Annotated in this window: 20 protein-coding genes; 11 read left to right on the top strand and 9 right to left on the bottom strand. The window is 44.1% G+C overall.

All coding sequences use genetic code 11. From position 1 onward, the window contains the following. The first annotated feature begins 176 nt into the window (after nt 1–176). From E4665_RS01455 to E4665_RS01445, 3 genes are all read left to right on the top strand, one after another. Nucleotides 177–3,956, top strand: a complete 3,780-nt coding sequence (locus E4665_RS01455; protein ID WP_135347017.1) for a hypothetical protein — start codon at nt 177–179, stop codon at nt 3,954–3,956. Nucleotides 3,957–4,051: 95 nt separating this feature from the next. After that, complete coding sequence (locus E4665_RS01450; protein ID WP_135347016.1) at nt 4,052–4,891, top strand: aldo/keto reductase; 840 nt, start codon at nt 4,052–4,054, stop codon at nt 4,889–4,891. A gap of 18 nt (nt 4,892–4,909) precedes the next feature. Continuing rightward, a complete protein-coding gene (locus tag E4665_RS01445) occupies nt 4,910–5,542 on the top strand; it encodes an NADPH-dependent F420 reductase (protein WP_135347015.1) in 633 nt (210 codons plus the stop codon). Between the two features lie 125 nt (nt 5,543–5,667). Here E4665_RS01445 and E4665_RS01440 read toward each other — a convergent pair whose 3' ends face one another. After that, a complete protein-coding gene (locus E4665_RS01440) occupies nt 5,668–6,501 on the bottom strand; it encodes a helix-turn-helix transcriptional regulator (RefSeq protein ID WP_135347014.1) in 834 nt (277 codons plus the stop codon). Nucleotides 6,502–6,627: 126 nt separating this feature from the next. Here E4665_RS01440 and fabF point away from each other — a divergent pair, with 126 nt between their 5' ends. Continuing rightward, complete coding sequence (fabF, locus tag E4665_RS01435; protein WP_135347013.1) at nt 6,628–7,866, top strand: beta-ketoacyl-ACP synthase II; 1,239 nt, start codon at nt 6,628–6,630, stop codon at nt 7,864–7,866. A gap of 299 nt (nt 7,867–8,165) precedes the next feature. Further along, nucleotides 8,166–8,852, top strand: a complete 687-nt coding sequence (locus E4665_RS01430) for an aspartate/glutamate racemase family protein (RefSeq protein WP_135347012.1) — start codon at nt 8,166–8,168, stop codon at nt 8,850–8,852. A gap of 58 nt (nt 8,853–8,910) precedes the next feature. Here E4665_RS01430 and E4665_RS01425 read toward each other — a convergent pair whose 3' ends face one another. After that, a complete protein-coding gene (locus E4665_RS01425) occupies nt 8,911–9,483 on the bottom strand; it encodes a helix-turn-helix domain-containing protein (protein ID WP_135347011.1) in 573 nt (190 codons plus the stop codon). A gap of 197 nt (nt 9,484–9,680) precedes the next feature. Between E4665_RS01425 and E4665_RS01420 the strand changes: the two genes are divergently transcribed. Both E4665_RS01420 and E4665_RS01415 read left to right on the top strand, forming a co-directional pair. After that, entirely contained in the window at nt 9,681–10,370 is a 690-nt protein-coding gene (locus tag E4665_RS01420) for an AzlC family ABC transporter permease (protein WP_135347010.1), read from the top strand. Beyond that, nucleotides 10,363–10,677 (top strand): AzlD domain-containing protein, encoded by a 315-nt coding sequence (locus E4665_RS01415; RefSeq protein ID WP_135347009.1) that lies wholly within the window; start codon nt 10,363–10,365, stop codon nt 10,675–10,677. Before E4665_RS01420 ends, E4665_RS01415 begins: the two co-directional genes overlap by 8 nt. Before the next feature lie 275 nt (nt 10,678–10,952). Here E4665_RS01415 and E4665_RS01410 read toward each other — a convergent pair whose 3' ends face one another. Further along, on the bottom strand, nt 10,953–11,939 hold the full coding sequence (locus E4665_RS01410) for an aldo/keto reductase (protein ID WP_135347008.1): 987 nt from the start codon (nt 11,937–11,939) through the stop codon (nt 10,953–10,955). A 759-nt stretch (nt 11,940–12,698) separates the two neighbouring features. Between E4665_RS01410 and E4665_RS01405 the strand changes: the two genes are divergently transcribed. After that, a complete protein-coding gene (locus tag E4665_RS01405) occupies nt 12,699–13,883 on the top strand; it encodes a trans-sulfuration enzyme family protein (RefSeq protein WP_135347007.1) in 1,185 nt (394 codons plus the stop codon). A 758-nt stretch (nt 13,884–14,641) separates the two neighbouring features. Here E4665_RS01405 and E4665_RS01400 read toward each other — a convergent pair. The 3 genes from E4665_RS01400 to mutS all read right to left on the bottom strand — a co-directional run bounded on the left by E4665_RS01400 (nt 14,642) and on the right by mutS (nt 20,336). Beyond that, nucleotides 14,642–15,526: a G1 family glutamic endopeptidase gene (locus tag E4665_RS01400; protein ID WP_135347006.1), complete on the bottom strand. Its 885-nt coding sequence runs from the start codon at nt 15,524–15,526 to the stop codon at nt 14,642–14,644. Between the two features lie 270 nt (nt 15,527–15,796). Then, on the bottom strand, nt 15,797–17,668 hold the full coding sequence (gene mutL, locus E4665_RS01395) for a DNA mismatch repair endonuclease MutL (protein ID WP_135347005.1): 1,872 nt from the start codon (nt 17,666–17,668) through the stop codon (nt 15,797–15,799). Nucleotides 17,669–17,705: 37 nt separating this feature from the next. Then, nucleotides 17,706–20,336 (bottom strand): DNA mismatch repair protein MutS, encoded by a 2,631-nt coding sequence (gene mutS / locus E4665_RS01390; protein WP_135347004.1) that lies wholly within the window; start codon nt 20,334–20,336, stop codon nt 17,706–17,708. Nucleotides 20,337–20,501: 165 nt separating this feature from the next. On the opposite strand from mutS, the gene E4665_RS01385 reads away from it, so the two are divergent. The 3 genes from E4665_RS01385 to E4665_RS01375 are packed head-to-tail and all read left to right on the top strand — an operon-like array spanning nt 20,502 to nt 23,840. Then, a complete protein-coding gene (locus tag E4665_RS01385; protein ID WP_135347115.1) occupies nt 20,502–21,443 on the top strand; it encodes an AAA family ATPase in 942 nt (313 codons plus the stop codon). After that, the gene (locus E4665_RS01380) at nt 21,443–22,645 is read left to right on the top strand and encodes a DUF58 domain-containing protein (RefSeq protein WP_135347003.1); all 1,203 of its coding nucleotides are present in this window, start codon (nt 21,443–21,445) and stop codon (nt 22,643–22,645) included. The genes E4665_RS01385 and E4665_RS01380 overlap by 1 nt, the downstream gene beginning before the upstream one ends. After that, complete coding sequence (locus tag E4665_RS01375) at nt 22,638–23,840, top strand: DUF4129 domain-containing protein (RefSeq protein WP_135347002.1); 1,203 nt, start codon at nt 22,638–22,640, stop codon at nt 23,838–23,840. Before E4665_RS01380 ends, E4665_RS01375 begins: the two co-directional genes overlap by 8 nt. A 125-nt stretch (nt 23,841–23,965) precedes the next feature. Here the strand turns inward: E4665_RS01375 and cotE are convergent, their stop codons facing one another. The 3 genes from cotE to miaB form a co-directional block, all read right to left on the bottom strand. After that, nucleotides 23,966–24,514, bottom strand: a complete 549-nt coding sequence (gene cotE, locus E4665_RS01370; RefSeq protein WP_135347001.1) for an outer spore coat protein CotE — start codon at nt 24,512–24,514, stop codon at nt 23,966–23,968. Between the two features lie 138 nt (nt 24,515–24,652). Further along, entirely contained in the window at nt 24,653–25,030 is a 378-nt protein-coding gene (locus E4665_RS01365) for a YlbF/YmcA family competence regulator (RefSeq protein ID WP_135347000.1), read from the bottom strand. Further along, entirely contained in the window at nt 25,027–26,514 is a 1,488-nt protein-coding gene (miaB, locus tag E4665_RS01360; RefSeq protein ID WP_135346999.1) for a tRNA (N6-isopentenyl adenosine(37)-C2)-methylthiotransferase MiaB, read from the bottom strand. Before miaB ends, E4665_RS01365 begins: the two co-directional genes overlap by 4 nt. Between the last annotated feature and the right edge of the window lie 142 nt (nt 26,515–26,656).

Here is a 26,656-nt window from a genome sequence, read left to right as displayed (position 1 = left end):
CACGATGTCCTTGCGCACAATACTGATCAGAAAAGAAAGCACCATTGAAAGTGTTTTCTTAATTTATGATGAAAATAATTGACGCTACATTGTTGAAGAAAGATACTTAGGGAAGAGTGCTTTTTAAGTGACTCAAACAGAACTGAATAGCATCCTTCAAATGGAGGCGGACGAGTGTGGATGAGCGGGAAAAACGCAAACAAATTTTTTTAATCGAACTGAAAACGCTGCTAAAAAAGGGTTATATTACGAGTCATGACGAGGAAATGATCCGGAGAGCCTATGAAAAATACGACACGAACCTGAAAAATCTCCAAGCTGAAATTGCCACACCTGGAAGCGGTGGTAAATTGGAGCCCGTTTCCGCTGCTTTAAAAACTGCTGACAATGCGGCTCAGTCAAACGGACAGACAGGGACCAATTTTAATCCCACCAAAAGAAAACTTCCGGTCAGAACACCACTGACAAAAGAGCAGATCCGTGAAAGAAATCTGACACTGATCCTGATTCTCGGCGTGTCATTTCTCTTGCTTGGTGGATTGATTCTGGCCACGACCAATTGGGGCAGCATGAATGCTTTTGTTAAAATGATGAGCATCCTTTCCGTTTCAATTCTTTTCTTGATCATGAGTTACATTGCGAGAAAGCTCAACATACGCCAAACTGCATTCGCTTTCACAACACTTTCTGCACTGTTCCTTCCTATAGTCGTTGTCTGCGCCTCTTACTATCAGTTATTAGGCAGCTATTTGTCACTTAATGGTTATGGCGCTTCATTGCTTGGTTTTATTGCTTCGTCCCTGTTTGTACTCATCTATAGATGGATCGCTAAACGGTATGTTTCACGCATTTTTGAGGGTCTTTCTTTGTTATCTGTTTATGGTGCCCTGTGCTTTGCTGCCTACTTTGTTACACATCAGCTGACCGCCTGGTTGATACTGATCAATCTGGCAGGAATGGTATGGCTCGCAGTGCTTCAATTCTGGCTGGCAGCGCGCCGCTCAAAGTTTTTCGAATTTTCTCCAAAAAATGAAAAGATACTCACCCAGTGCATCATTGGCATGAATGCCCTTTTGGCCCTGATATTCTGGCAATCAGGCATCAGTTACATCACGGTCACCCTCATTTTGTCAGGTGCCTTTTCATGGTGTATTTTTAAAAAGTTGTCGAGAGGCTATCATGCGGGATATTTGTTTTTTTATGTATTAGGGTTTCTGCAGGCAACTTTTTTTGCCAATGATTATGCTGAAAGAGTAAGTTTGTGGACGATCCTCTTGATCTTGTATACTCTCTTTGGAGAAATCGTGATGCAGCGAATCTCCAGTACAACATGGAAACGCATCTACACAAATTTCAATGTGGCTTCCCTCTGTTTCTGGACGCTTATTATTACGGCCTATAACACACTTATAAACCCGTTAGCTTATTTTCCAGGTAATTCGTTCGGAATCTCACTCTTATCCTTGTCGGTCATAGATGTCCTCTTAATCGATCTGGCAAAAAAACATCGTGAACCATGGTTTCCTTATATGGCCATCCTTAACTTTTACTTGATTGAAGTCAATGCATATATCATTTATGGATTTTCTCTGACTGCCCAGTTACGCACCCTGATGCTGATCAGTCTGCTCCTCTACACTTCATTATATCTGTCGAAACAGGGGGCTCATCTTTCAGAAAAATATCGGGTATCACTCCCTATATTGACAGGAGGTGTCTTTTTTATCAGCCTGTTCTCTTCCTTCAATCTGATTACAAACGGGGAGTGGGCGCTGTGGGGCGCAGCAGCCTGGGTCATTCTGCTTTTGACCTGCGGTCTGAAAACCGGGATAGTCAGGAAATGGGCAGGACATTCTAACCCGGCGTGGCTTGGGATTGTACTGATTGTGTTATTTCCGGAGACTTGGCCGACTTATGTTCAGCTCGTCTTGGTCAGTGTGGCTCTGTTGATCTACAGAATTGTGATTCAGCGTACAGAATACCGTTCATATCATTCAACGATACTTTATACGAGCGGAAGCTTTTACGCCATAGGTCTTCTTGATCTCATATCCATAATGGATCATCCCAATGTCCCCGCATTTATTATTCTGTGTTTCGGATCGGCTCTGTCCGTTATTTTTACGACCAGTGCACAAAAAGCTAAAGCTTTATGGCAGATTTTTCATGGAGTGTTCACAGGAGCAGCTTTGCTTTACCTGGCCTGGCTGCTTGAATTTCATGGAATCTCCGATACCTGGATCATTCTTTTTATCGAGGCCTTAGCTTTAGGATCCGCGGCTGTAAGTATTCTTCTCAAGCAAAAAAAGACGCCAATCCCTTACGCAGTTTACTACTGGCTCGCACACACGCTTATGCTGCCTGTTATTACCCTTACATGGATCAGCTTTATGGCCGAACCCGCTTTCCCTGTTGTCTCAGCTATCTCGGCCGCTTCTTACATTTATTATACTTTTAAAACAAAGAATTCCATATTTCGCAGCATATCCGGCTATTATTCATCCCTACTCATTTTAGGTTTTTTAGAAAATATACGAAGCTATTGGTTTATAACAACGATTAGTTTCTGGCACTGTGTTCCACTTACCGCATTAATCATCTTCTTGTTTATTCTTAGAACCAATCAGGCAGGACGAAAAACGGCCTTTGGTCCGGCAATGATTTTTCTTGGTTTGTCTGTCATCACCACATTCAGTGATCAATTTTATTGGATGATCATCCCGGTTGCCGGTTTTACGTGGTTTGCCTGGAAATCAATAAAAATCCATCAAAAATATATTTTCAGCCATCTCGTATTCTCATTGATTTTTCTCTGGTGGCTGCGTATTCTGTACCAGCTGCAGCTGACGGATATACTGATTGATGCCTTAGCGCTCACTGCAGCCGTTGAACTCATCGTTTGGTTTCTATTCAAAGAATGGAGGAGAATCCTGCATCTGTTCATTCTGGTTACTCTTTCCCTTTCCGCTCTGGCAGCGGTCAATACATCATGGCATGCTGCATTCATTCTCGATACACTGATCGGAGTCACCGCAGTCATTTTGCTGCTGATTTTTATGTATTTGTATCGCTATAAAGACTGGGTTTTCCTACCTATGGTGTTCCTGTCGCTTTTGCTCTGGGGAAATTTCGATACCGCCACTTTTGTATGGAAAACAACAGCTTTTCTGTTTGCTTCTGTTTCGTTACTCCTACTGTCGCTCTGGCAGCGGACCTCTGTTTTTCAGATTCAGAAGAAAACCATACCGTTCTCGATTAATTATGAGCTGATCACATCATTCATTTATTTGCTCGCCTTTTATGGTTTTATGGCGAATCATGCTCTTTTCCTTGGCAAGTTGTCTGCAGCATGCCTGTCTGTTACTTATTGCTTATTAATTTCACGTCGAAGTACAAGTGCTCTTGAAAGTAAGTTATGGCTGAACGGAGCCCTTATTCTTCTGCTTTGGCCCGCGGCCATTGCACTTGAAAAAAGCCCATTTCCATCATTTATTAACAATGTACTCTTTCTCGCTCTATTGCTTTTAATTATTTCGGTATCCAGCCGCAGGTTATGGAACATCATTGAAAAAATGCCGTGGATTGAATGGTCGGCGGCAGGCCTTGTCTATCTGCGCTTAATGTTGCTCGCCCTTTTTACCGGAGGCACATGGACATTACTCACTTTCGCTATTGTGGCACTGGTAGGGACGATCATCGGATTTCTCTTAAAATATAAAGCTTACTTTTTTGTCGGTATTGTTGCGCTGCTGATCAGTCTGCTCTATAACAGGCGGCATATCTGGATCGAATTGCCCTGGTGGTTTTACCTTGTCATTGGAGGGTTTGCACTGATTACATTGGCAAGCGGTGTGGAGTGGAACCGGCAGGACAAAATCAGGCGCCAGAGACAGGGACGGCCGCCCAGAACAACGTTTCTGCAGAGATTAAAAAGCTATCTAAGTTCCTGGCACTGACTGGAAAATATGAAAATACCAATCAGAGCCATTTTCTTCGACACCGCTAATCTGTAATGCTAAACTTGGGATGCATAAAAAGGAGAGTGATCACTGTGACTGCAATACCTGAAATTACACTCAATGACGGATTGACACTTCCGGCCATAGGCTTTGGAACTTATAAGCTGAACGGTGCTGCCGGGGTCAACTCAATCGTGAGCGCCATTGATACGGGGTATCGTTTGCTTGATTCTGCGTTTAATTACGAGAATGAGGGTGCGCTTGGCGAAGCCATTCGCAGGAGTTCCGTGCCGCGGGAACAGCTTCGAATTACGTCAAAACTGCCTGGCAGGCACCACTCCTATGATGAAGCGCTGACGACGATTCAGGAATCCCTTTATCGCGCCGGGCTTGATTATTATGACCTGTATTTGATTCACTGGCCAAACCCGAGCAAGGATCTGTATGTTGAAGCGTGGAAAGCACTCATTGATGCAAAAAAATGGGGCCTGATCCGATCCATCGGTGTCTGCAACTTTTTGCCGGAACACTTGGAACGAATTATTGATGAAACTGGTGTAACACCGAGTGTGAACCAGGTTGAACTGCATCCTTATTTTTCTCAAGAGAAACAGCGCGCATGGGACCAGGAGCATGGAATATTAACCGAATCATGGAGTCCACTAGGGCGGGCCAATAACTTATTACAGGATCAAGCAATCCTGAAGATTGCTGAAAATCATCATAAATCGATTCCACAAATTATTTTGCGCTGGCATTTTCAGCTTGGGGCACTTCCCTTGCCGAAATCTTCTTCTCCAAAGCGACAGGCAGAGAATCTGTTTGTGTTTGATTTTGAGTTGAGTGAAAGCGAGATGCAGACCATTGCCTCGCTGAGCCGACCGGATGGCCGAACCTTTGATCAGGACCCTGCAAGATATGAAGAATTTTAATAAGAGAAGAGTGTAAAAATGAAAATTGGTTTTATTGGCAGTGGTAATATTGGTAAAACAGTAGCAAAATGTGTGATTCGCGCTGGCCATTCAGTCGTGATGTCAAATTCGCGCGGTCCGGAAACCTTATCAGACTTGGTTGAGGAACTCGGCCCTCAGGCAACGGCAACTACGGCAGAAGAGGCAGCGCGTGAAGGTGAAATCGTAGTGGTCACGGTACCACTGTTTGCTCTTCCAAAAGTTCCGGTCGAGCCACTTGTCGGAAAAACGGTGATTGATACGATGAATTATTACCCGCAGCGGGACGGTCACATTCAGGAACTGGACAACGGTTCGACGACAACCAGTGAATTGACTGCAAAGCACCTGCCCCAATCTCACGTGGTCAAGGCATTTAACTCCATTTATGCAGCGGACATTGAGACAACTGCCTGGCCTGAGGACGATCCACAGCGCCGTACACTCCCAATTGCCGGAGATGATGCGGCTGCAAAAAGGACGGTTATAGATCTGATTCAGTCCATTGGCTTTGATGTTTATGACGCCGGAACGCTTCACGAGGGTTTCAGGTTTGAAAATGGAACCCCTGCCTATTGCGCCAGAGTTAACCGTGAAAAACTGGTCCAACTGTTAGAACAGGCCAAAGGTTAATACTTAGAAAGGCATCGCCTATTAATCAGGTGATGCCTTTTTTGGCATATAAAATTTGCTATCTGATCGATTCAAAAGAGTTCAAATAGGAAATCCAAGATAGGCAAGCAAATGAAGCCATGTAATTAGTGCACAAATTCTCTTAGCTTTTTCTCTGTTGACGTTTCTGGCACTGGTGTATAAATACTGAGACGCAAATCAGCGTTTCCCTGTACCTCAAGGGATGTTAGATTAAATTCCATTTTACCGGCTTTTGAATGCCTGAATTCAATGAGTACATCAGGAGCGGTATTGACCTCACTCTGCTGCCAAAGCGGCTGAAATTCAGGGTGCAGCAGGCTCATATGATCAATAAACTGTTTATACCATTCATCTTCTACATACCGCCCATAATAGACACGGAAGATAGCAAGGAATCCTCTGACAAAGTGTCCCCAATTGACAGCAAGGGATTTCAGTTCCTTTCGAGTAAACAGCAGGCGAATCAGATTGCGCTGATCAATCGGAATCTGCTCAAAATCAAGAAAAACATAGGCAGCCGCAGCATTCCAGCCGACAATCTGACAATAGCGGTCAGTAACGACAGCCGGACAATAGTTCAGTGCTTTTAATATCGTCTTCAAAGATGGGTTTATCTTTGTTTGTATCGTCTTTTTTGGTAAGAGTTTTGCATTTACATCAAGTGCCAGATTGTAAAGATATGTCCGCTCGTCTTCAGTCAGTTGTAAAGCGGAAGAAACACTGTCCAATACGATCGATGAAACCTTGATATCCCTTCCCTGTTCCAGCCAGGTATACCAGGTGGTACTAACGTTTGCTAATTGAGCGACTTCTTCCCGCCTGAGTCCTGGTGTTCTGCGCCTGACTCCTATTGGGAAACCTGCAGACTGGGGTGAAATTAAAGCACGTTTCTTTTTTAAAAAACTTGAAAGAGCTTCATGTCTTACTTTGTCACTCATGTTTCATCCCTCACTGCATCTTATTCTGTTATCAATTATACCAGTATAAAAGACAACTTGTAATAGGATAACTTTGGAGTAAAAATAAAATGGAAGATCATCAATTAGTTTAAGGGGGAGCTGGGATTGGAAAGAGTTGTCGTTACTGGGATGGGAGTCATTTCTCCAATAGGAAACGATGTAGAAACATTCTGGAATCATTTAGTCACCGGAAAATCAGGTATTCGCAAAATAGATACATTCAATACAGAGCTCTATAAAACGAAAATCGCCGGCCTTGTAAGGAATTTTGATGCAGCAAAATTAATTGGGAAAAAAGACGCAAGAAGACTCGACCCCTTCTGCCATTATGCACTGGCAGCAGCTGCACAAGCCTGGAATGATGCTCGGCTTGATTCTGGTATGGTTAAACCTGATCGGATGGGTGTATACGTGGGTTCGGGTATTGGTGGCATTCAAACCTTGCTGAGCAATGCCGAAAAGCTGCGAGAACGTGGCCCACGGAGAGTCAGTCCGTTGCTGGTGCCAACGATGATCGCAAATATGGCGGCTGCCGAAATCAGTATCAAATGGCAGGCATTGGGTCCCTCGATGTCACCCGTAACCGCCTGCGCGATTGGCAATACATCGATTGGTGAAGCATATAAACTCATTCAAGACGGTGAAACGGATGTCATGTTTGCCGGCGGAACAGAAGCTGCAGTTACAGAACTTTCATTAGCAGGTTTCGAGAATGCGACCGCGCTATCCGCCAGAAACGATCATCCAGAGGAAGCGAGCCGGCCCTTTGATGCAGGCAGAGATGGATTCGTCATGGCTGACGGTGCAGGCATCATTATTCTGGAATCTTTGACCCACGCTTTAAACAGAAAGGCATCCATTCATGCTGAGATGATTGGCTATGGTGCCAGCTCAGATGCTTATAATATGGTTGCTCCTGATCCCGAAGGAAAAGGTGCATACCTGGCGATGAAGAAAGCCATAGACGATGCTGAAGTATCAGTTGACACAATCGACGTGATCAGTGCACATGCGACGAGTACGAAACCGGGTGATTTGTCCGAAACTGCAGCCATTAAGCATTTGTTTGGTAAAAAAGCATACGACATTCCGATCACGGCAAACAAATCAATGACCGGACATATGCTTGGCGCAACAGGGGGTGTGGAAGCCATTGCCCTGATCAAAAGCCTTCAGGAAAACATCATTCCTCCGACCATAAATCAAGAAAAGACAGATCCTGCATGTGATCTGGACTATACCGCGAATGTCGCTCGTAAAAAGGAACTGAAGATTGGACTCTCCAACTCTTTCGGTTTCGGTGGACATAATGCAGTTCTTGTCTTGAAGAAATATTCATCATAACTGAGTCTGTGACCACAAATTGTTTTTATGAACTTTCAAGACGAAGAACCATCTTGATAGAGGACCTTATGAAGCCATAAGTCCCCTATTTTTTTCATCCCGACTCAGAACGTCTCTGAAAATTTGCTCATAAATTTACTTAGCCAGTGGTGTCAGACTTTTTTCAATTGCGATTGACACAGATAAACGGCACACTCAATTACCTGATTAATTATTATTGAAATTTTTAATAATTGGACCTGTTAAATGCCAGTATACCATGCTAGTATTTAGTAAAAATACAAAGGACGATTGTCTCTATGAAAACAATTGGGTTGATCGGCGGATTAAGCTGGGAGTCAACAGTAGATTACTACCGCTATATAAATACAATGGTACAAGAGAGAATGGGTGGTCTGCATTCCGCCAAATGCTTCATGTATTCTTTTGATTTCGATGAGATTGCCACTCTTCAAAAAGCAGGAGACTGGGAAAAAGCAACGGATCTCATGGTCCAGGCGGCCATCAAACTGGAAAAAGCGGGAGCGGACCTTCTTGTCATCTGCACAAACACCATGCATAAAATGGCACCGGAAGTGCAAGCCGCCGTTTCCGTCCCGCTGATTCATATTGCGGACGCGGCAGCCAAAGCCATTCAGAAACAAGGATTAACGAAAGTCGGCTTACTCGGCACAAAATTTACAATGGAGCAGAGTTTTTATAAAGATAGCTTGATAAAACACGGTATTTCAACGATTATTCCCGATGAAAATGATCGTCTGGTTGTTCACAATATGATTTACGATGAACTTTGCAAGGGTATTTGTTCACAATCTTCAAAAGATAAGTGTTTAAGGATCATTGATAAACTCGTTTCTCAAGGTGCAGAAGGTATCGTTCTTGGCTGCACTGAAATACCTCTGCTCATCAAACAACAAGATAGCCCAGTCACATTATTTGATACAACCTATCTTCATGCGAAAGAAGTTGCTTCTTTCGTGTTGTAGACAGTTAATAAATGAAGTAACAATTCACCGTCCCTATAAAAAGGACGGTGATTTTTAGTTAAAGATTATGATAAGAAATGACAAAGTGTAAAATCGTTAAGGAAGAGGTGGGGTTGCCATACTTATGAGGACGATCACCTTTAAAACGAATGGAGTCATACTCGTTCAAATCATAAGTATCGCCATCCACTTCCATCATCAATCGACCGGACATAACGGTAACGTATTCCATAACTCCTGACTGATGTGGTTCTGAACTATATTCTCCCTGGGGCTGCAAGTACCCTCGATAAAGTTCAAACATGCCATGAGAAGGAAACAAAGGCTCCGCGATAAATACATCATTTGAGCTGCTCAGTTTCAACCCATCCTTCTTCCTGCTAATAGAGACATCTGATTCAATAGATAACAAAGCGGTTACCGGGATTTTTAAACCATTAGCGATTTTCCAGATGACCGACAATGTGGGGTTTGCATCTCCACGTTCGATCTTGATCAATGTTAACTTGCTAACCCCGATTTTTTGAGCCAGATTCTCTATGCTAAATCCCTGATTCAATCGAATTTGCCGCAGGTTTACTCCAATGCGTTTCCCTGCATCGCCTTCTTCCCAAGGGTTTTCGGCATTCATTTTTTCCTTCCTCCTCATACTCATTTCAAAATATTATTATTTACTAATAGTAAATTAAACTATACTAAACCAATTTTTCATATTATAATAAACAAATAAGTTAATTATATTATACTATTATTTCGTTTCCTTTACACCAAATGAATAACCTGACTTAGTCGAACAAAATCAAATAAAGGGATAAGGGATGAGACAACTTGGATAACAAAAAAGAAACGATAAAATCAGCTTTTATGGAAGCTTTGCCGCTCGCAATTGCGATCGCGACATATGGTCTATCCTACGGCGTACTAGCGGTACAAGCCAAATTCAGCGTTGTCACAGCAGTTGCCATGTCTCTTTTGGTGTTTTCCGGATCTGCGCAATTGGTCACGGTCGCTATGCTGGCTGGCGGTGCAGGTCTGATTAGTGTGCTTCTGACGACACTACTGCTCAATTTACGTAATTTGCTATATGGCGCGGCACTTGCCGAAGGACTCGCTCCGTCCAAGAAATGGAAAAGGCTGCTTGCATTTGGAGTGTCGGATGAACCTTTCGTTTTAGCCAGTTCACGATTTAAAAAAGTGGGACCGGACCCGCTCTATTTTGCAGTTGTCGCAAGTCTTTTCTACTTCGCCTGGATCTTCGCCTCACTTCTTGGCGCTTTAATGGGCAATCAAATGGATCCGCAAAAGTGGGGATTGGATCTCGCTTTTCCGGTTACCTTTGCAGCTTTGCTTGTTCCTGGTCTTAAAGGGAAACCGATCATCGGAACCGCGCTTGCAGCGGTGATTATCTCCATCGTGCTTGAATATTTTGCACCGGGTAATCAACTAACCATTATCATTACTGGCCTTCTTGCACCCCTTGTGGGTCTTTATATAGAGAGGAGGTCAAAGCATGCTTAATCAGTGGATGTTAATTGGAGCACTTGCTGTTTCCACGTATCTGTCCCGGATTATCGGTGTGGAAGTTATGGCTGGACGAAAAATGCGCCCCGCTTTACGCCTTTATTTTAATTATGTGCCGATTGCTATTATATCTGCTCTGATTGTGAAGCAGATTTTCATTCCATCAGAGGGACATCTTGACCTTTCATTTCCTGTCCTTATAAGTTGTATTTCGACGGCAATTGTAATAAAAATCACGAAAAAGTTCTTACTCTCCGCTGTTATAGGTATACTGATAGGATTACTCTCTCGTTACTTATTGTAATGATCCGTTTACATACAATGGGCGAGTGCACAAAAAGCAGAATGAAACTTGTAAGTTATTATTTTCAATAGCTTCCAATCATACATAATACTTCCACCTCATTGAACAACAGCATACCAACCGTACGCAGGGACATATTATCTAATCTCCCTTTATGTTCGTTTTACAATTAATAAACGGACGATCACTTCTTCTTGAAATCAGAACACAAGAGGCATCAATCGGGTTTGACTGATACCTCTCGTTATTTGGCCTTAGATAGCAGCCGTATTAATTCACAGATTGACTTTTTTCATACCGTCTTCTGGATAACGTTCTCCTGAGGCAGCTCCATTCGGCATGACTTCATTGATCCGTTTCAAGTCTTCTTCCGTCAACCGGATATCAACGGCACCCAAATTTTCTTCCAGATAGGTTATTCTTTTCGTTCCGGGAATAGGAACGATATCTTTGCCCTGTGCAAGCAACCAGGCTAAGGCCAGCTGCGAAGCTTTGCAATTCTTTTCCTGAGCTATTGCCTGAATGCGATCCACAAGCTGCAAATTCTTTTGAAAATTTTCTCCCTGGAATCGCGGTGAATAGCGCCGGAAATCATCCTCCGCGAGATCATCAAACTTTTTAATTTGTCCAGTGAGAAAACCTCTTCCCAGTGGACTATAGCAAACAAACCCGATACCCAGTTCCCGGCAGGCAGGCAAAATTTCGTCTTCTACATCCCTGGACCATAAGGAATACTCCGTTTGTACAGCAGCAATCGGATGAACCTTATTCGCTTTTTTAAGCGTTTCCGCGGAAACTTCACTGAGACCAATGTAACGGATTTTCCCCGCCTTCACTAAATCAGACATGGCACCTACTGTTTCTTCTATCGGCGTATCCGTGTCTACGCGATGCTGATAGTACAGATCGATATAATCAACACCGAGGCGCCTCAGACTAGCATCACAAGCTTTTTTTACATATTCCGGACGTCCATTGATCCCTAGAAAAGCACCTGTCTCGTCACGGACGTTTCCAAACTTAGTGGCCAGAATAATCTGGTCACGGTGGCCCTTGATAGCCCGCCCAATCAGTTTCTCGTTTACACCATTGCCATACATATCCGCCGTGTCCAGAAAATCCAGACCCAATTCGAGTGCATAAAGAATCGTTCGGATCGATTCCTTATCGTCTGTCGTTCCGTAGAACTCAGACATTCCCATACAGCCCAGTCCCAGAGCTGAAACTTCCAGTCCTGTCTTACCAAGTTTTCTTTTTTCCACGCTTAATCCTCCCCGCTTTAACATGGCATTAATTTTTCGGGTTACAAGATAACTTTACAACGAGGAGTGCGATCCAAGCCAATATTTTGTTTTATTAAATATACGATGGTATGAGAGTAAAGGATATTACATTATCTTTAAGCATTATAAGGAGTCTCCAGACTCATTTCAGTCAGACGTTCAACGCAGAGATATTAGCATATTTATGTATTCCCCCTTCAGTTCCAAGGGGGCTCGATTATTTCAAATAAAGTTTCTGATCAGGACCAATCGTGTCAGACGTCAGATGGTTTATCGATTTCAATGCTTGAATCGTTGTCCCATGTGGATTATAAACAAAAGTGATTTAAAAGGAGTCCACACACTCATGGACTCTGTCATACAGTCAACACCCTAAAAACGATCAACAATCGATTACTGATCGTCATTTACAAATATTTAAACTTGCCCGTTTTAAGGTCTGTTTCATTCTCTCCTTCTCATCGTTAAAATACAATGCGGATGATAAATTCTTATTCCGTTCAATGACCGGCTTTATACTTTTCCCCTTGAACATGCTCTAATAAGTGCCAATTAATCGCATGAAGAGCTGTTTTATCCTATGACATCAAGGTCTGTCTCCAAATCTAAGCTTACAAAGAACAGAAGAATACTGAGATTAATCGTTGACTAATTGATAAGCGGAATTTACGATGAATATATTAGAATCCGTAAACAAAATTCTTGACGGATCCGGAAACTAAAATGGGGGCGAACCTTATGGTCAATTTCAACAATGCCGAGTTTTTAACTCGATGCATTCATGTGGGGAATGATATTGATAAAGAGACAGGAGCCATTCGCAGACCAATTACAATGGCTAACAGCTATCGCTTGCCAGACGACGCATCAACACTCAACTGGAGCGATCCAAATAATATTATTTATACACGGACGACATCGGCGAACCAATTGTATCTGCAAGAGCGTCTTGCCTCACTCGAAGGCGGCGAAGATTGTGTCGTACTCGCTACGGGAGTCGCTGCGCTGGCAGGCGTATTTTTCAGTTTTATTGACAAAAACGCACATGTGATTTGCACGGATGTTTCGTATATTGCAGTCTATAGGCTGCTCCATGAATACTTTCCAGAAAAATACGGTGTCGAAGTTTCGCTAATTGACACGTCAGATTTGGAACAGGTTCGGCAAGCGATCCGTCCAAATACCAAGCTGATCCATCTGGAAACACCAGGGAATCCCACCACACGGGTAAGCGATATTGCTGCAATCACCAAACTGGCACACGAAGCAGGGGCACTGGTCTCCGTTGACAGCACATTTGCATCACCCTATATTCAGCGTCCGCTAGAACTCGGTGCCGATCTGGTGGTACATAGCCTTACCAAATACATTAACGGTCACGGCGATGCGATGGGAGGAGCCGTAATCGGACGACACGACTTGATCGATAAAATTAAACGCGAAGCAATGGTCAACCTCGGTGGGGCAATCAGTCCGTTTAACGCCTGGCTCATTATGCGCGGCATCGTTACCCTGCCGCTGCGTATGAAGCAGCACAGCGAAACCGCGCAAAAGGTTGCCGAATTCCTTGAATCTTATTCTGGAGTCACTTTTGTCGCCTATCCTGGCCTCAAAAGCCATCCGCAACACGCGATTGCTGAGAAACAGATGCATGGTTTGTATTCCGGTGTGCTCTCTTTTGGCATTGAAGGAGATGTCCAACGTCACAATGATTTTGTGAACGCACTCCAACTGATCATCTCCGCTGTCTCCATCGGTCACGATGAAAGTTTGATCGTCTATACCGGGCCGGATGATGAACGGATTGATTTTTATCCCGAAGAATTTCGCAACCATGGTTTCCTGCGCTTCAGCGTCGGCCTTGAAAGTGCAAACGACATTATCAAAGACTTGAAACAGGCATTCGAAAAGGTAGGATTATAATCATCACTTTTTACAACCCGTGCAAACGGGTTCTTTTTTCGTTTGTATTTTTCTCATTTAAAATTCTTTTACTGCACGCAAATCGACATGGGCAAATTAGGGCAACTGTGAGGACAATATCCAAACATTAAAAAAGAGAATTTGGGCTAGCATGATGATCACGCGTCAGATGATTGTCTTTGATGAGTTCGGCATCATTGCGAAATTAATCTTTATGCTGTCTAATTAATTGTCTTTTGAAAATTCTCTTGCGATAAAATTTTTCGACAGTGTAAGGGTGACATATAAAAAGCAAAATAAGCCTGCTTTGGTTCGTATCGACGAGAAATCTAACGCGGGTTTAACAAAAAATAATTGTACAAAAAAGAATAGAAAAATGAGAAATAATATTGTTTGAATAATACTGAGTACATGTTTAATTCTTAATTGCTTTTCGTTATTCACTGATAACCCTCACGTTCGTCATTTGTTAATTAATAAAGATTATACAGCATAACAGCTTCCCTACACTTCGGTATAGGTTTTTTATTTTGCAATGGCCAAATTCTTGAGATGCAGGACAACAGCTTCTCGGTCTACCAGCACATTGTTTTTACTTTTACTGCCTTGCTTTATCTAAGCTGATCTGATATGAACAACTTCTGAGAGCGTTTATTCCTACACTGAATTTTTTATGATATAAAAAATAAACCCCCTATCAAAATTGACAAAGGATCTAATCATATTCACTTGACTACACATCACAGTTTTTCTAATCTTTATCTTCTGAAGCAATGACGCCCTCCACGGAAATGATGGATACCGTGCGCTCTCAATGATACATATCTGTTTCCAATATTAGTTGTAGAAAATGCCGTGCCCTTTGAGCTTAAGGCCGACGGAGCAATCAAAATTCTGTTTTGAGAATTCACAACGGCTAATGGATCTACTTTGTTACCCTTACCGTCGATTGCTTCATTATTTGCTGTTGTATTTGTGTATCTGACAACATCTGTATTAGCTAATGGATACAGGTTCCCATTTCCATCAGATGGATCTTCACTGATCCATTCTGCTGAAGTCCCTATTCCTTGAGCATAAGCACTGTTAAGCTTAGTCGAAATATTTTTCATGACTCTCTTACCATTTGGTTCAATGACCTGAAATTGTAGCGACCATGTATTATTGTGCCCCTGATAGATTTTCGCATTAATTCTGGATCCAGTAGGAACCGTCATAATGTCTTGGGCATTAGCAGGAAGCTGTTCCCAAAAAAGAGTGGTTATTTCACGTTTTCCTTGAAACTGCTCAATGGTTCCCATTTGAAGAAGGTCTCCAGAGCTTACACCACCAAGACCAATCCACTGAGATCCAAGTGAAGAGGAAATAACAGAAGCACTTGGAACAGTCCAACTACCGCCTACATTTGTGTAGAAATGAGAATCAGTACGAGTAACCGCATATCCGGCCCAATTCGATGATTCTTCAGTCCCGACAGGAAGTTTGATCTGAAAAGCTTTAGCCGCCACAATTTTTCGCGCGTGTCCTTCATATACGGCATTGTGAGCGATATAGGCTTTAACGGAATTGGCACTTGTCGGAATAGAAACTGTAAAAGTAACGGCAAATGTCAATAAAATCATGGAAATTAATTTAGCTCTCAAAATGTTTTCTCCTTTCTACAAATTTACGTATTTACCTCCTTACAAAAGTCATCGTACTGCTATGCTATAAAATCTATAAACTTATCTAAAAAAATTACATAGTCTAATCTTTAACTTATTTATCAGAAGTTCACTGACCGGATTTTATTATGTATCCCGGCAAAGCCAGGGAAGTAAGAAGAATATGAACATTGGTTGCTAGCATCTGGACAAATAAAAATCATATGGACAAATCATGAGCAGATCGAATTTATCCATCTCAGAAATGTATTATTGAACGCGTTTAAACATCTTTTCCATTTCGTAGGGGGTGAAGTGCACCAGCACTGGCCGTCCATGCGGACAAGTGAAAGGATCTTTCGCTTTGTTGAGTGAATCAAGCAGCGCCTGGATTTCATCCGGGCGCAGATAGTGATTAGCCTTGATTGCCCGCTTGCAGGACATCATTTTGGCCAAATCATTCCGCAGCTTTTTGATTGAGATTTTTCCGCTTTCAATCAGCTGTTGAACAGTATCCTCAATCATCTGGGGCTCGCGTCCTTTCGGCATCCAGGTCGGGTGTGAACGGACAATCAATGAACGCTCGCCGAAGGGTTCGAAATCAAGACCAATTTCTTTCAGGTAATCATGGTACTCCATCACGGCTTCATATTCTGAATCCGTGAATTCAAAAGTCATCGGGACAAGCAGTTCTTGCACTTCACGCGCATTCTCGCCCACTTTTTCACGGTAATATTCATAATTGATCCGTTCCTGGGCGGCATGCTGATCGATGATGTACAGACCGTCTTCGTTCTGGGCAAAAATATATGTTCCGTGCATTTGCCCGATCGGATAGAGCTCCGGCATACGTCTGGATGTTTCGGGCTCTTCATCCGTCTGTTTCGGATAATCCGTGGGTTCTCTCAAATCATCTGTTTCAGCAGAAACCGAGGCTTGCCGAAAAAATTTGTCTTCAGATAATTCTTCAGGCCCTTGTTCATGAACCTGCTCCAGAAAATTTTCTTTCTCACCGATCGGTGACGATTCCTGAAAAGACTCATGAACGCCAGAAATATCCGGACCGATGGCAACGTCAGGAGAGAAATCCATCGACTGCTGCGTATTTTGAAGACGCGGCTGGCGTTCCCTTGTGTTTACAGTCGGTATCAGCCGTTCCTGGTGAAAGGTTTCGCGGATTGTTTTTGTGATCAATTCACACAGATCTTTTTCCTTGCTGATTCTGGCTTCCAGTTTAGCCGGATGAACATTGACGTCAATCAGTGAGGGATCCATTTTAATATGAATGACACAGATCGGATAACGCCCAATCATCAGCAAAGTATGGTAGCCTTCAGTAATACTGTTAAAGATTGGATAGTTCCTGATAAAACGGTCATTGACAAAAATGTAGACATACTGGCGCCCGGCACGGGAAATCTGCGGATGAACCGCCAAACCCTCCACATGAAAATCAAGAGAGTCACCGGTAAAGGGAACGGCGGCTTTGGCCGTCTTAACGCCGTAAATTGAAGCAAGCACGTGGCTCAGTTCTCCGCTGCCGTTGGTCTGGAAAACAACTTTTCCATCATCGTGAGTCAGGATAAAACGGACATGCGGGTAAGACAGTGCCATGCGGTTAACCACATCTGTAATTTGGCCGAGTTCGGTATGAATGCTTTTCAGGTATTTCAGCCTTGCCGGTGTATTGTAAAAAAGACGGCTGACCGTTATTTCCGTTCCCTTGCGGCTCTGAGTGTGTCCCGACTGAATCACATGTCCGCCCTGCAGGACAAGGTGGGTACCAGAATTCACGCCGTCCGAAGTTTTTAGTTCCAGGTATGAAACGGCAGCGATGCTCGGTAACGCTTCTCCACGGAAGCCGAGTGTACTAATATGAAAGAGGTCGGAATCCTCATGAATTTTGCTCGTCGCATGACGTTCAAAAGCGATCAGGCAGTCTTCTGGTGCAAAACCCCGTCCGTTGTCTGTCACTTTGATGGATTGAAGACCGCCTTCTTCAATGTCAATTCTGATCGTCGTCGCTCCGGCATCGATCGCATTTTCTGTTAACTCTTTGACAACAGATGCCGGGCGTTCCACCACTTCACCGGCGGCAATCTTGTTGGCGAGCGATTCACTCAGTCTTTTGATTACACCCAATCTGTTCCCCTTCTTTCAATTCATCTCGGCAAAGGATTCATTTCTTCAATTCTTTTTGGAGCGTGAACAGCTGATTCATCGCGTCCATCGGTGTCATCGTCATCAGATCCAGTTTTCCGAGTTCATGAATGACTTTCTGCTCGCGGCGGCTTATTTTTGCGATACGGCTCGGCTCAGGACTACCAAACAGGTCAAGCTGTTCCGGTTTTTCATCGTGAGGACGGGATACAGGATGTTCTTCGGCTGCTGCTTCTTCCCTGATTACTGCAACCTGATCTGACGGAACTTGTTTCCCCTTCTCTTTCTCCAGTCCTTCCAATATTTCGTCTGCACGATCAATTAGATCCCCGGGAAGCCCGGCCAGCTTTGCAACGTGGATCCCGTAACTTTTATCCGCCTGACCGCTCAGGACTTTGTGTAGAAAAACTACATTGCCCTTTTCTTCCATAGCGCCGACATGAACATTCTTCAGTCGGGGCAATTTATCTTCCAGAAATGTCAGTTCATGATAATGTGTTGAAAAAAAAGTTTTAGCAGAAATATGCTGATGAATATATTCAACAATAGCCTGTGCGATGGCAATTCCGTCATAGGTCGAAGTTCCCCGTCCGATTTCATCAAGCAAAATCAAACTGTTTTGTGTCGCGTGGGTGAGCGCATACCTCGCCTCATCCATTTCAACCATAAAGGTACTTTGCCCGGACACTAGATCATCTGCCGCACCGATTCGGGTGAAGATCTGGTCAAAAATTGGAAGGACCGCTTGATCTGCAGACACGAAACAGCCAATCTGGGCCATGATTGCTGTCAGCGCAGCTTGGCGCATATACGTGCTTTTTCCGCCCATGTTAGGACCGGTGATCAGCAACATATCGCAGGTTTTGTCCATATGTACATTATTAGAAACAAACGCGCCGTCTTTCATCACTTTCTCAATCACCGGATGGCGGCTGTTTTCAATCGCAAGTGTACGATCTTCTGAAAATGTGGGCCGGACATAACCATTTTTGTCACTGACTGAGGCAAAACTCTGCAGTACATCAAGACCGCTGACCAACCGAGCCAACTTCTGTAATCTGGCCGCAAATTCCTTAATTTTCATACGGACATCACTGAAAAGCTGATACTCAAGCCCGACCCGCTTTTCCTCTGCCTCCAGGATCACCTGTTCTTTCTCTTTCAGTTCCGGTGTAATAAACCGTTCGGCATTTGACAGGGTCTGCCGCCGTTCATAGCGGCCTTCGGGAAGCAGTTTCAGATTAGGCCGGGAAACCTCAATATAATAACCGAAAACACGGTTATATCCGATTTTCAGTGATTTGATGCCGGTTTCCTGTCGCTCTTTCGCTTCAAGTTCAGCGATCCAGCGCTTGCCGTTTTTTGAGGCGTCCCGGTAACGATCAAGCGTCTCATCGTAGCCCTTTCTGATTATTCCTCCATCAGCAGTTGAGAATGGCGGATCATCAACGATGGCTTGGGCAATAAGGGATCGGACAGCTTCACACGGATCCATTTCATCTCCGTAGGTTTTCAGAGCTTCGTCAGAAATTTCCGCGAGTGTTTTTTTAATGTCAGGCACCTGATCCAGTGAACGCTTCAGCTGCAATACCTCGCGAGGATTCACGTTTCCAAAAGAAACCCTTCCGACCAAGCGCTCTAGATCGTATACCTCATTTAACGATCCACGAAGCGTTTCACGTTCCAGCATATGTGTTTTAAGAGCCGAGACTGCATTGAGCCGGTCTTCGATTTTTTTCTCGCTTAGAAGCGGTTTTTCGATCCATTGCTTCAGCCGCCTGCCGCCCATGGCAGTTTTCACATCGTCGAGCAACCAGAGCAATGAGCCATATGTTTTTTTATCGCGGTTCGTCTGAGTCAGTTCAAGATTGCGCCGCGAATGCGGATCAATCATCATATATTCGTTAATATGATAGACATCGGCTTGCTGAAGATGGTCCAGCGAACGTTTCTGCGTGATCACAAGATAATTCAGCAGTCTGCCGAGCGGCCGCAGCAGTTTTTCCTGATCAATGCCAGAAACGATCGCTTTCAGATGTTCCGGAACAATATCATTAGCGTCTTCCGAGAGAGTCACATTCAGCCGTTCAGTCAGCCACTCTTTCCTGTTTTGATCAAAAGCGGGATCAAGCACAATCTCTCGGACATCGTTGGCGTCCAGTTCCTCAATGACACCGTCCCATGCAGAAATCATCGTCACTTTCGTTTCTCCGGTTGTCAGATCGCTCATCGCATAGCCATACGAGCCATCGTCAAACGAGCTGAGTGCCGCTAGATAATTATTTTTCTTAGGCTCAAGAGACTCGTCTTCCATGATCGTCCCCGGCGTGATCATCTGAATCACTTCACGCTTAACCATGCCCTTTGCGAGTTTGGGATCTTCCATCTGCTCGCAGATCGCAATCCTGTACCCTTTATCGATCAACACTTTAATATATTGTTTGACAGCGTGATAGGGCACGCCGCACATCGGTATGTATTCGTCTTTTCCTCCGTTGCGTGACGTTAGCGCAATTTCCAGCTCTTTCGAAGCTTTCACTGCGTCGTCAAAAAACAGTTCATAAAAATCGCCTAAACGAAAAAATAAAAAAGCGTCCGGATACTGCGCTTTTATATCCAAATATTGATGAATCATTGGTGTATAACTCATCCGCGTCCACCCCAGCCTCTTGTGTTCATCGTTTTATTATAGCACACACGTACGCCCAAACGGGATACTTTGAAACTGCTCCCCAAGATGAGATTTTTTCCCATAAGGTGATGTCCATTAAATGTTATAATGATAAAAACAAATGGGGGAAGAAGGTTGGTAACCATGATCGAAGAGCTGGAGCAGCTGAAGCAAAATGTGCAGCAGGTCCTTGTTGGGAAGGATGGACTTGTCGAACAGATGATGATTGCACTGATCTGCCGCGGCCATCTGCTGATGGAAGATGTGCCCGGTACCGGTAAAACAATGCTTGCCAAAGCCTTGGCAAAATCGATCAAAGGCACTTTCAAGCGGATACAGTTTACGCCTGACATCCTGCCTTCGGATATTACAGGCATTCAATATTTCAATCCGAAGACACAGGACTTTGAAACTAAGCCAGGTCCGGTGATGACCAATATTCTGCTTGCGGATGAAATCAATCGCGCGACACCGCGCGCTCAATCCAGCCTGCTGGAAGTGATGGAGGAACGTCAGGTAACCATCGAAGGCGAAACATTGCCTGTAGGTGCCCCTTTTATGGTCGTCGCCACTCAGAACCCGATTGAATCTCAGGGAACATTTACACTTCCTGAAGCACAGATGGACCGATTTTTCATGCAAATTTCGGCCGGATATCCTTCTCTTGATGAAGAAAGAAAAATGATGCATCTGTACCGTGAGAATGATCCTCTCGAAACTCTAAAACCTGTCTTTTCACTGGATAAGATCCAGTCCTTACAGGAGAAAGTAAAACAAGTTCAGATTGACACACCAGTCGAAGATTATTTGCTGAAGATTGTTCGCGCGACCCGGGATCATGAATGGATCGCGAGCGGCGTTAGCCCGAGAGGTACTCTTGCCCTGATGCGCGGCGTTCAGGGCAAAGCTTTTTTAAGCGGACGGAATTTTGCAGTACCCGAAGACGTAAAGGAAATGGCACCCGTCATCCTCTCGCACCGTCTCGTCCTGTCAATGGAGGGGGATCTGCACACGACCAAAAAACAGATGATGAACCAATTGATGGAACAAATTGAGGTCCCTCTTGAATCGGGTGTCCGACATTAATGAATTGGTCCGTGGAAGATCAGAAAACGCAGATTCAGTCATTTCTCTATACGCTGGGCTTCATCGTATTTCTGCTCGGGTTTTTCATGAATACGCTGATTCTTATTTCTGCTGGCCTTTTTTTATTGGGGATCGCTTTTCTTTCAAAAAAATATTTGATGTATATGGTCGTGCACTTTTATCTGGATAATTCAGCACTGCCTGTACGGCTGTCCACCGGCGAAAGCGGCCGCCTTGTGCTGACGTTCATAAATACGTCACGTTTTCCATTTCTCTCAATGCGTGGGGAAATGACAGCAGATGAGAATGTCCGTTTTTCTGCGGATCCGGTTGCGCCCGATGACCGTAGTTTTCATTTTACTATTATGGCGCCCGCAAATAGAAAAACGACGATCAGCTGTCCGGTTTATGGGCTTAGTCGGGGTACAGCCAGAATACAGACGCTTGCAATCACTTGCGAAGATCCCTTTCATGTTTTCCGCTGTACGCTCAAGCCGAATGAAATGATCAGAACCCGCATCATTGTGTATCCCAAACCGGAGCCCGTTCATAACCTGAATCGAATGATCCCCGCAGATCTTGGTTTCAATCGCGCGCCCCATTCTCTCATCAAAGACTATACCTTGCCGACCGGAATACGGGATTACGAGCATTCCGATCCTTTCAGACATATTCATTGGAAAGCAACTGCCCGGCTCGGAAAACTTCAGACCAAGACTTTTGAGCAAGTCGCTCAAGTATCCTGGACGTTCTTATTTTTGTCCGAGACGAATTACCTTGCGAATAAGACAACCGAGGACTTTGAGAGACGTCTGTCCGCGGCCGCATTTATGACCGAGTACGCTTGCCGGCACCACTATCCTTATGATATATACTGCAACAATAAGCCGATGGGCTTGTCTCAAATGACGATAATTGAAGAAAATCAAGGCATGCCTCAGCTGAAAAAAGCCTGGGAACTCTTTGCATTTATGCAGAAATGGCAAATAAAAACTCCGATAGACCGAGCGGTTCGGGCAATCCGTAACAGGTTGAGTGGCAAGCGGATCATTTTCATTATGGACTTTGATCCTTCCGGTAGAGTGCATCAGCAGCTTTATCCTCTTCTGAAAGAGGGACATTCAGTTTATCAGCTGGTGCTCTCGGAGAATTCTTCCGCATTGACATCGGTCAATTCAGCAGGAGGTGTGGACATTGACTAAATTACGCCATGTTCTCCCATTATCGCTTTACTTCGGATATGTTTTGCTGCTTAGTTATTTAATTTTGTTGCCATTTAGCGCGGCAAATTGGACGGTTTTCTTCCCGCTCGCGATTCTCGCAGTCATTCAGGGGACACTTCTCACTTGCCTATTTAAGTGGAATAGGATGAAACTGTCAAATATTTGGGTACTGTCCATCGCCTGCAGTCTCACAGCTTTTCTGTTTTTTCATATCCCCTTTCTACCCTCTTGCCTGATTGCCGTCCTTTTTACGTACTTCTCGTCAATCGGATTAGAAAGGAGAAATGCGGCTCACTTATGGCTGCTTTTTCTGGTCTCCTCAACTGTAACTATCTTTGATTACCTCTTTTCCGGGATTAGTCACCGGCCGCTGCTTTTTCTGATACTACTTGCAGAACTGGTTTTGTTGAATATTTTCCTGATCACGGAAAATCGCAGTGAAAACCGTTATCTCCCCGTACTCACAGTAGCTTTCATTTGTACCGCAGCCATTCTTTCGCTGATTGTTTCTATTCTTAAGCCCTTTTTCCTGTGGATCTATGGCTTTCTCTTCAATGTTCTTTTAAAAAATGCGCTTTATGTTATTGCCAATGCTTACTGGGTCCTTCTGAATCATTTTGTGACACCTGAAAAATCCATGCGTATCAAAAAAGCGCTCCAGAATTCGAATGCGAATCAGAAAAGTAGCGATCAGATTATGCCTCATATCTATCCACAGCATGATTATCCGTATTGGATGGGGCTCTTTCTCACCGCTATTGTGGCTGTCGTTCTGTATTTGAAGTTCAGGAAAAGGAATTTTCACCTTCCATCAGCAAAGGAGAGTGTTTCAGTAACACTGACAGAAAGATCCGCATCCTTTCGCAACAAGAGAGAATCGAAGAGACTATTAGGCCATCTCTTGCCTCCACGGGATCCAGTCAGAAAAGCAATTTTTTCACTTCAGAAAGCGGCAGAAAAAGCGGGCATGGGGCGCCGCACCACAGAAACGCTGTCCGATTGGCTGCTGCGTATCGAACAAGGCCATCCAAATCAAGATTTGATTCATGGCTATCATAAAGTAAGGTATGGTCATCACGAATTGTCAGCGGATGAAAAGAAATCCTTTTTCGCTTCGGTAGATCAGGTTCGTCGCATGATCGAGGCAAGCGTCGCTATGAGAAAAAAATCATGACCATTCATTTTGACCCTCGGAGTCTCGCACCTTCCGCTCCAATCAAAGGAGTGACAAAAATCAACAGTGAATTTAAACAGAGCCTTAAAAAAAGAAAAAAAGGGAAGATCACTCTCCCCTCTCCGTTACTCATCTTCGTCTGTGAGCAATTCGGAATCAAGCCCTTTCAATTCTTCGTCCAGTTCATCATCATCGTCGCTATCCGCTTCGACCAGTCCTTCATCATCCACCTGCACTTTAACCTTGGTCTCACCAATGACCTCTACCAGAAACTCCCGCTCTACCTGAGCCTCAACCCTGTTGCCGTTCGAAGATATCTTCGCTTCCAGACAATTAGGTTCTTGCAACGGCCGGCATGTGCATTCCACTTTGTCGGATACAAGGTTTTTGTCTCGAAGGGTCAGCCGAATTTTGTCACGGTACCCCACAGTCTCGCAGGCAACTTCTGTACGGGTATTGTTATTATAGGAATACCATGTATTGATGTCATAGGTTCCTTCGACAATGACCGCATCCTTTTGATATTGTGTCTTATATTTATGATTGATGACCCAGCATCCCAGGATGTTCGAGGGTTTATGCGTCGGTGTCAGGGAATGTGCGGATTGGCTGGCTTTCTTACCCTTTCCGCAGATGGCCTTTGTAATAATTTCTCTATATGCGTGATCTGCCAAAAGTCCAAACCTCCTTTGCCTTCTTCATTTTCATGTTATGCAAGGCGAATGACACATGTGAAAAAAACTCCCTGGATATACGGGAGTTTTTAGACTTGGATGATGGCTGTGATGGCTGTTTCACTTAAAGCTTCAAAATTAATGCTTGTTTTCTTTATCTGCACTGCTCTCGGCAATCCGTCCGGAAACCAGATCCACTACCTGCTGCAGGAAGTCATTAATCTCATTCTGTGACTCTTTGAATTGCTGAACAACCGGAAGACTGTCAAGTTCTTTCTGAAGTTCATCAATCCGCGCTTCATTCTGCCTGTAGGCTTCATGTTTTTGAAAATGCTGAAGATTCACTGACTCTTTCTGATATTTCTTGATTTCATCGACCAAATTCTGTACTTTCATATTGGCGCTGATTTTTGCCTCAGCCTGTTTATAGAATCGAACCTGATCTGTTTCAGACAAGTGGTTAGCGACTTCCTGCGCTTTTGCCAGTATCTCTTCTCTTGAAAACGTATCACTCATCGTCCAGCAACCTCAGGTTCTCTCTGCCATTCTCCATCAAGCGACCACATTTTTGCTTCAGTAATTTTAATATGGACCAGCTGACCGATCAGTGTTTCAGGGCCGACAAAGTTGACCACTTTATTTGTTCGAGTGTGCCCGGACAGGACAGACGCGTTTTTACGGCTTTCGCCTTCAACGAGAACTTCCACGACCTGATTCTGGTACTTCGCATTGCTTTTCGCAGCAAGTTCGTCTACCAGAGCATTCAGCCGCTGCAACCGCTCTTTCTTAACTTCCATCGGCACATTGTCGGTCATCCTTGCTGCGGGCGTCCCTGAGCGCGGCGAATAGATGAAAGTATAAGCTCCGTCAAATCGGCATTCGCGTACAAGGGACATCGTATCTTCAAACTGTTCTTCCGTTTCGTTCGGAAAACCGACGATGATGTCCGTTGTAAACGACGCATGGGGAACAGCCTTTTTTATCCTGTGAAAAAGATCCAGATAATGCTCACGTGTGTATCCGCGCCCCATAATCTTCAGAATATCCGAATTCCCGGATTGTACCGGAAGATGGATATGCTCACACAGATTTCCGCCTTTGCCAAGCACCTCAATCAGATGGTCATCAAAATCTTTAGGATGGCTAGTGGTAAATCGAACGCGTGGAATGCCTATTTTCCGAATCTCATCCATCAAATTGCCGAGACCATATTGATCGAGATCCTTTAAATCTTTCCCATAAGCATTGACATTCTGGCCGAGCAGAGTGATTTCTTTATAACCGAGACGTGCGAGTTCCCTGACCTCGCTGATAATCTCCTCCGGCCGGCGGCTTCTTTCTTTGCCACGGGTATAAGGCACGATACAATACGTGCAGAATTTATCACAGCCAAACATGATATTGACCCATGCCTGAAAATGGCCATGTCTCGCCATTGGAAGGTTTTCAACAATGTCTCCCTCCTTGGACCAGACCTCAACGACCATCTCTTTGCTGAACAGAGCCTCCTGCAACAGCTGCGGCAGCCTGTGAATATTATGTGTTCCGAAAATGAGATCCACCTGTTGATAGGTTTGAAGCACTTTATTGACCACTGTCTCTTCCTGTGCCATACAGCCGCAGAGTCCGATGATCAGTTCAGGTTTCTCAAGTTTCAGTTGTTTCATCCTGCCAATGTGGCCGAACACCCGGTTCTCGGCATTTTCCCGAATGGCGCATGTATTAATCAGGATGATATCCGCCTGATCGGTATCTTCAGTTTCCTGGTATTCCATTTTTTCAAGAATTCCGGCCATTACCTCGGTGTCCGCTTCGTTCATCTGACAGCCGTAAGTCTCGATTAAATATTTTTTTCCCCTTCCGATCGTCTTCATTTCATCCGGAATACTGAAATCATTTATGATATGAACCGGTTCTCTGCGACGTCTTCGCGCATCTTTCAGAGAAGGCGGCTGAAAGTACTTCGAAAAATCAACCTTGCTGAACTTAGACTCAACCACAGAAGAGCCCCCTTTGTTAGTTTCATCCTTAAATTATAGCAAAGTCCCCATGGCAATGAAAGGAATTCAGATTTGTAATGAAACATAGGAAAAGTCATAGCCTTTTCTGAAGGACGAACCTTATAATGGAGTGAAGGATTTC

Source organism: Sporolactobacillus shoreae (assembly GCF_004684935.1).
In the GTDB taxonomy this organism is placed as follows: domain Bacteria; phylum Bacillota; class Bacilli; order Bacillales; family Sporolactobacillaceae; genus Sporolactobacillus; species Sporolactobacillus shoreae.
Note: the sequence above shows the minus strand (reverse complement) of the source record. Positions and strands in the feature narration are given on the sequence as shown.

Bases quoted from the DNA above. Each gene is read 5' to 3' on its own strand.
- E4665_RS01445 (WP_135347015.1), top strand. From the start codon at position 4,910: ATGAAAATTGGTTTTATTGGCAGTGGTAATATTGGTAAAACAGTAGCA.
- E4665_RS01385 (WP_135347115.1), top strand. From the start codon at position 20,502: ATGATCGAAGAGCTGGAGCAGCTGAAGCAAAATGTGCAGCAGGTCCTT.
- E4665_RS01380 (WP_135347003.1), top strand. From the start codon at position 21,443: ATGAATTGGTCCGTGGAAGATCAGAAAACGCAGATTCAGTCATTTCTC.
- mutS (WP_135347004.1), bottom strand. From the start codon at position 20,336: ATGAGTTATACACCAATGATTCATCAATATTTGGATATAAAAGCGCAG.
- E4665_RS01405 (WP_135347007.1), top strand. From the start codon at position 12,699: ATGGTCAATTTCAACAATGCCGAGTTTTTAACTCGATGCATTCATGTG.
- E4665_RS01440 (WP_135347014.1), bottom strand. From the start codon at position 6,501: ATGAGTGACAAAGTAAGACATGAAGCTCTTTCAAGTTTTTTAAAAAAG.
- E4665_RS01415 (WP_135347009.1), top strand. From the start codon at position 10,363: ATGCTTAATCAGTGGATGTTAATTGGAGCACTTGCTGTTTCCACGTAT.
- E4665_RS01425 (WP_135347011.1), bottom strand. From the start codon at position 9,483: ATGAATGCCGAAAACCCTTGGGAAGAAGGCGATGCAGGGAAACGCATT.
- E4665_RS01365 (WP_135347000.1), bottom strand. From the start codon at position 25,030: ATGAGTGATACGTTTTCAAGAGAAGAGATACTGGCAAAAGCGCAGGAA.
- E4665_RS01430 (WP_135347012.1), top strand. From the start codon at position 8,166: ATGAAAACAATTGGGTTGATCGGCGGATTAAGCTGGGAGTCAACAGTA.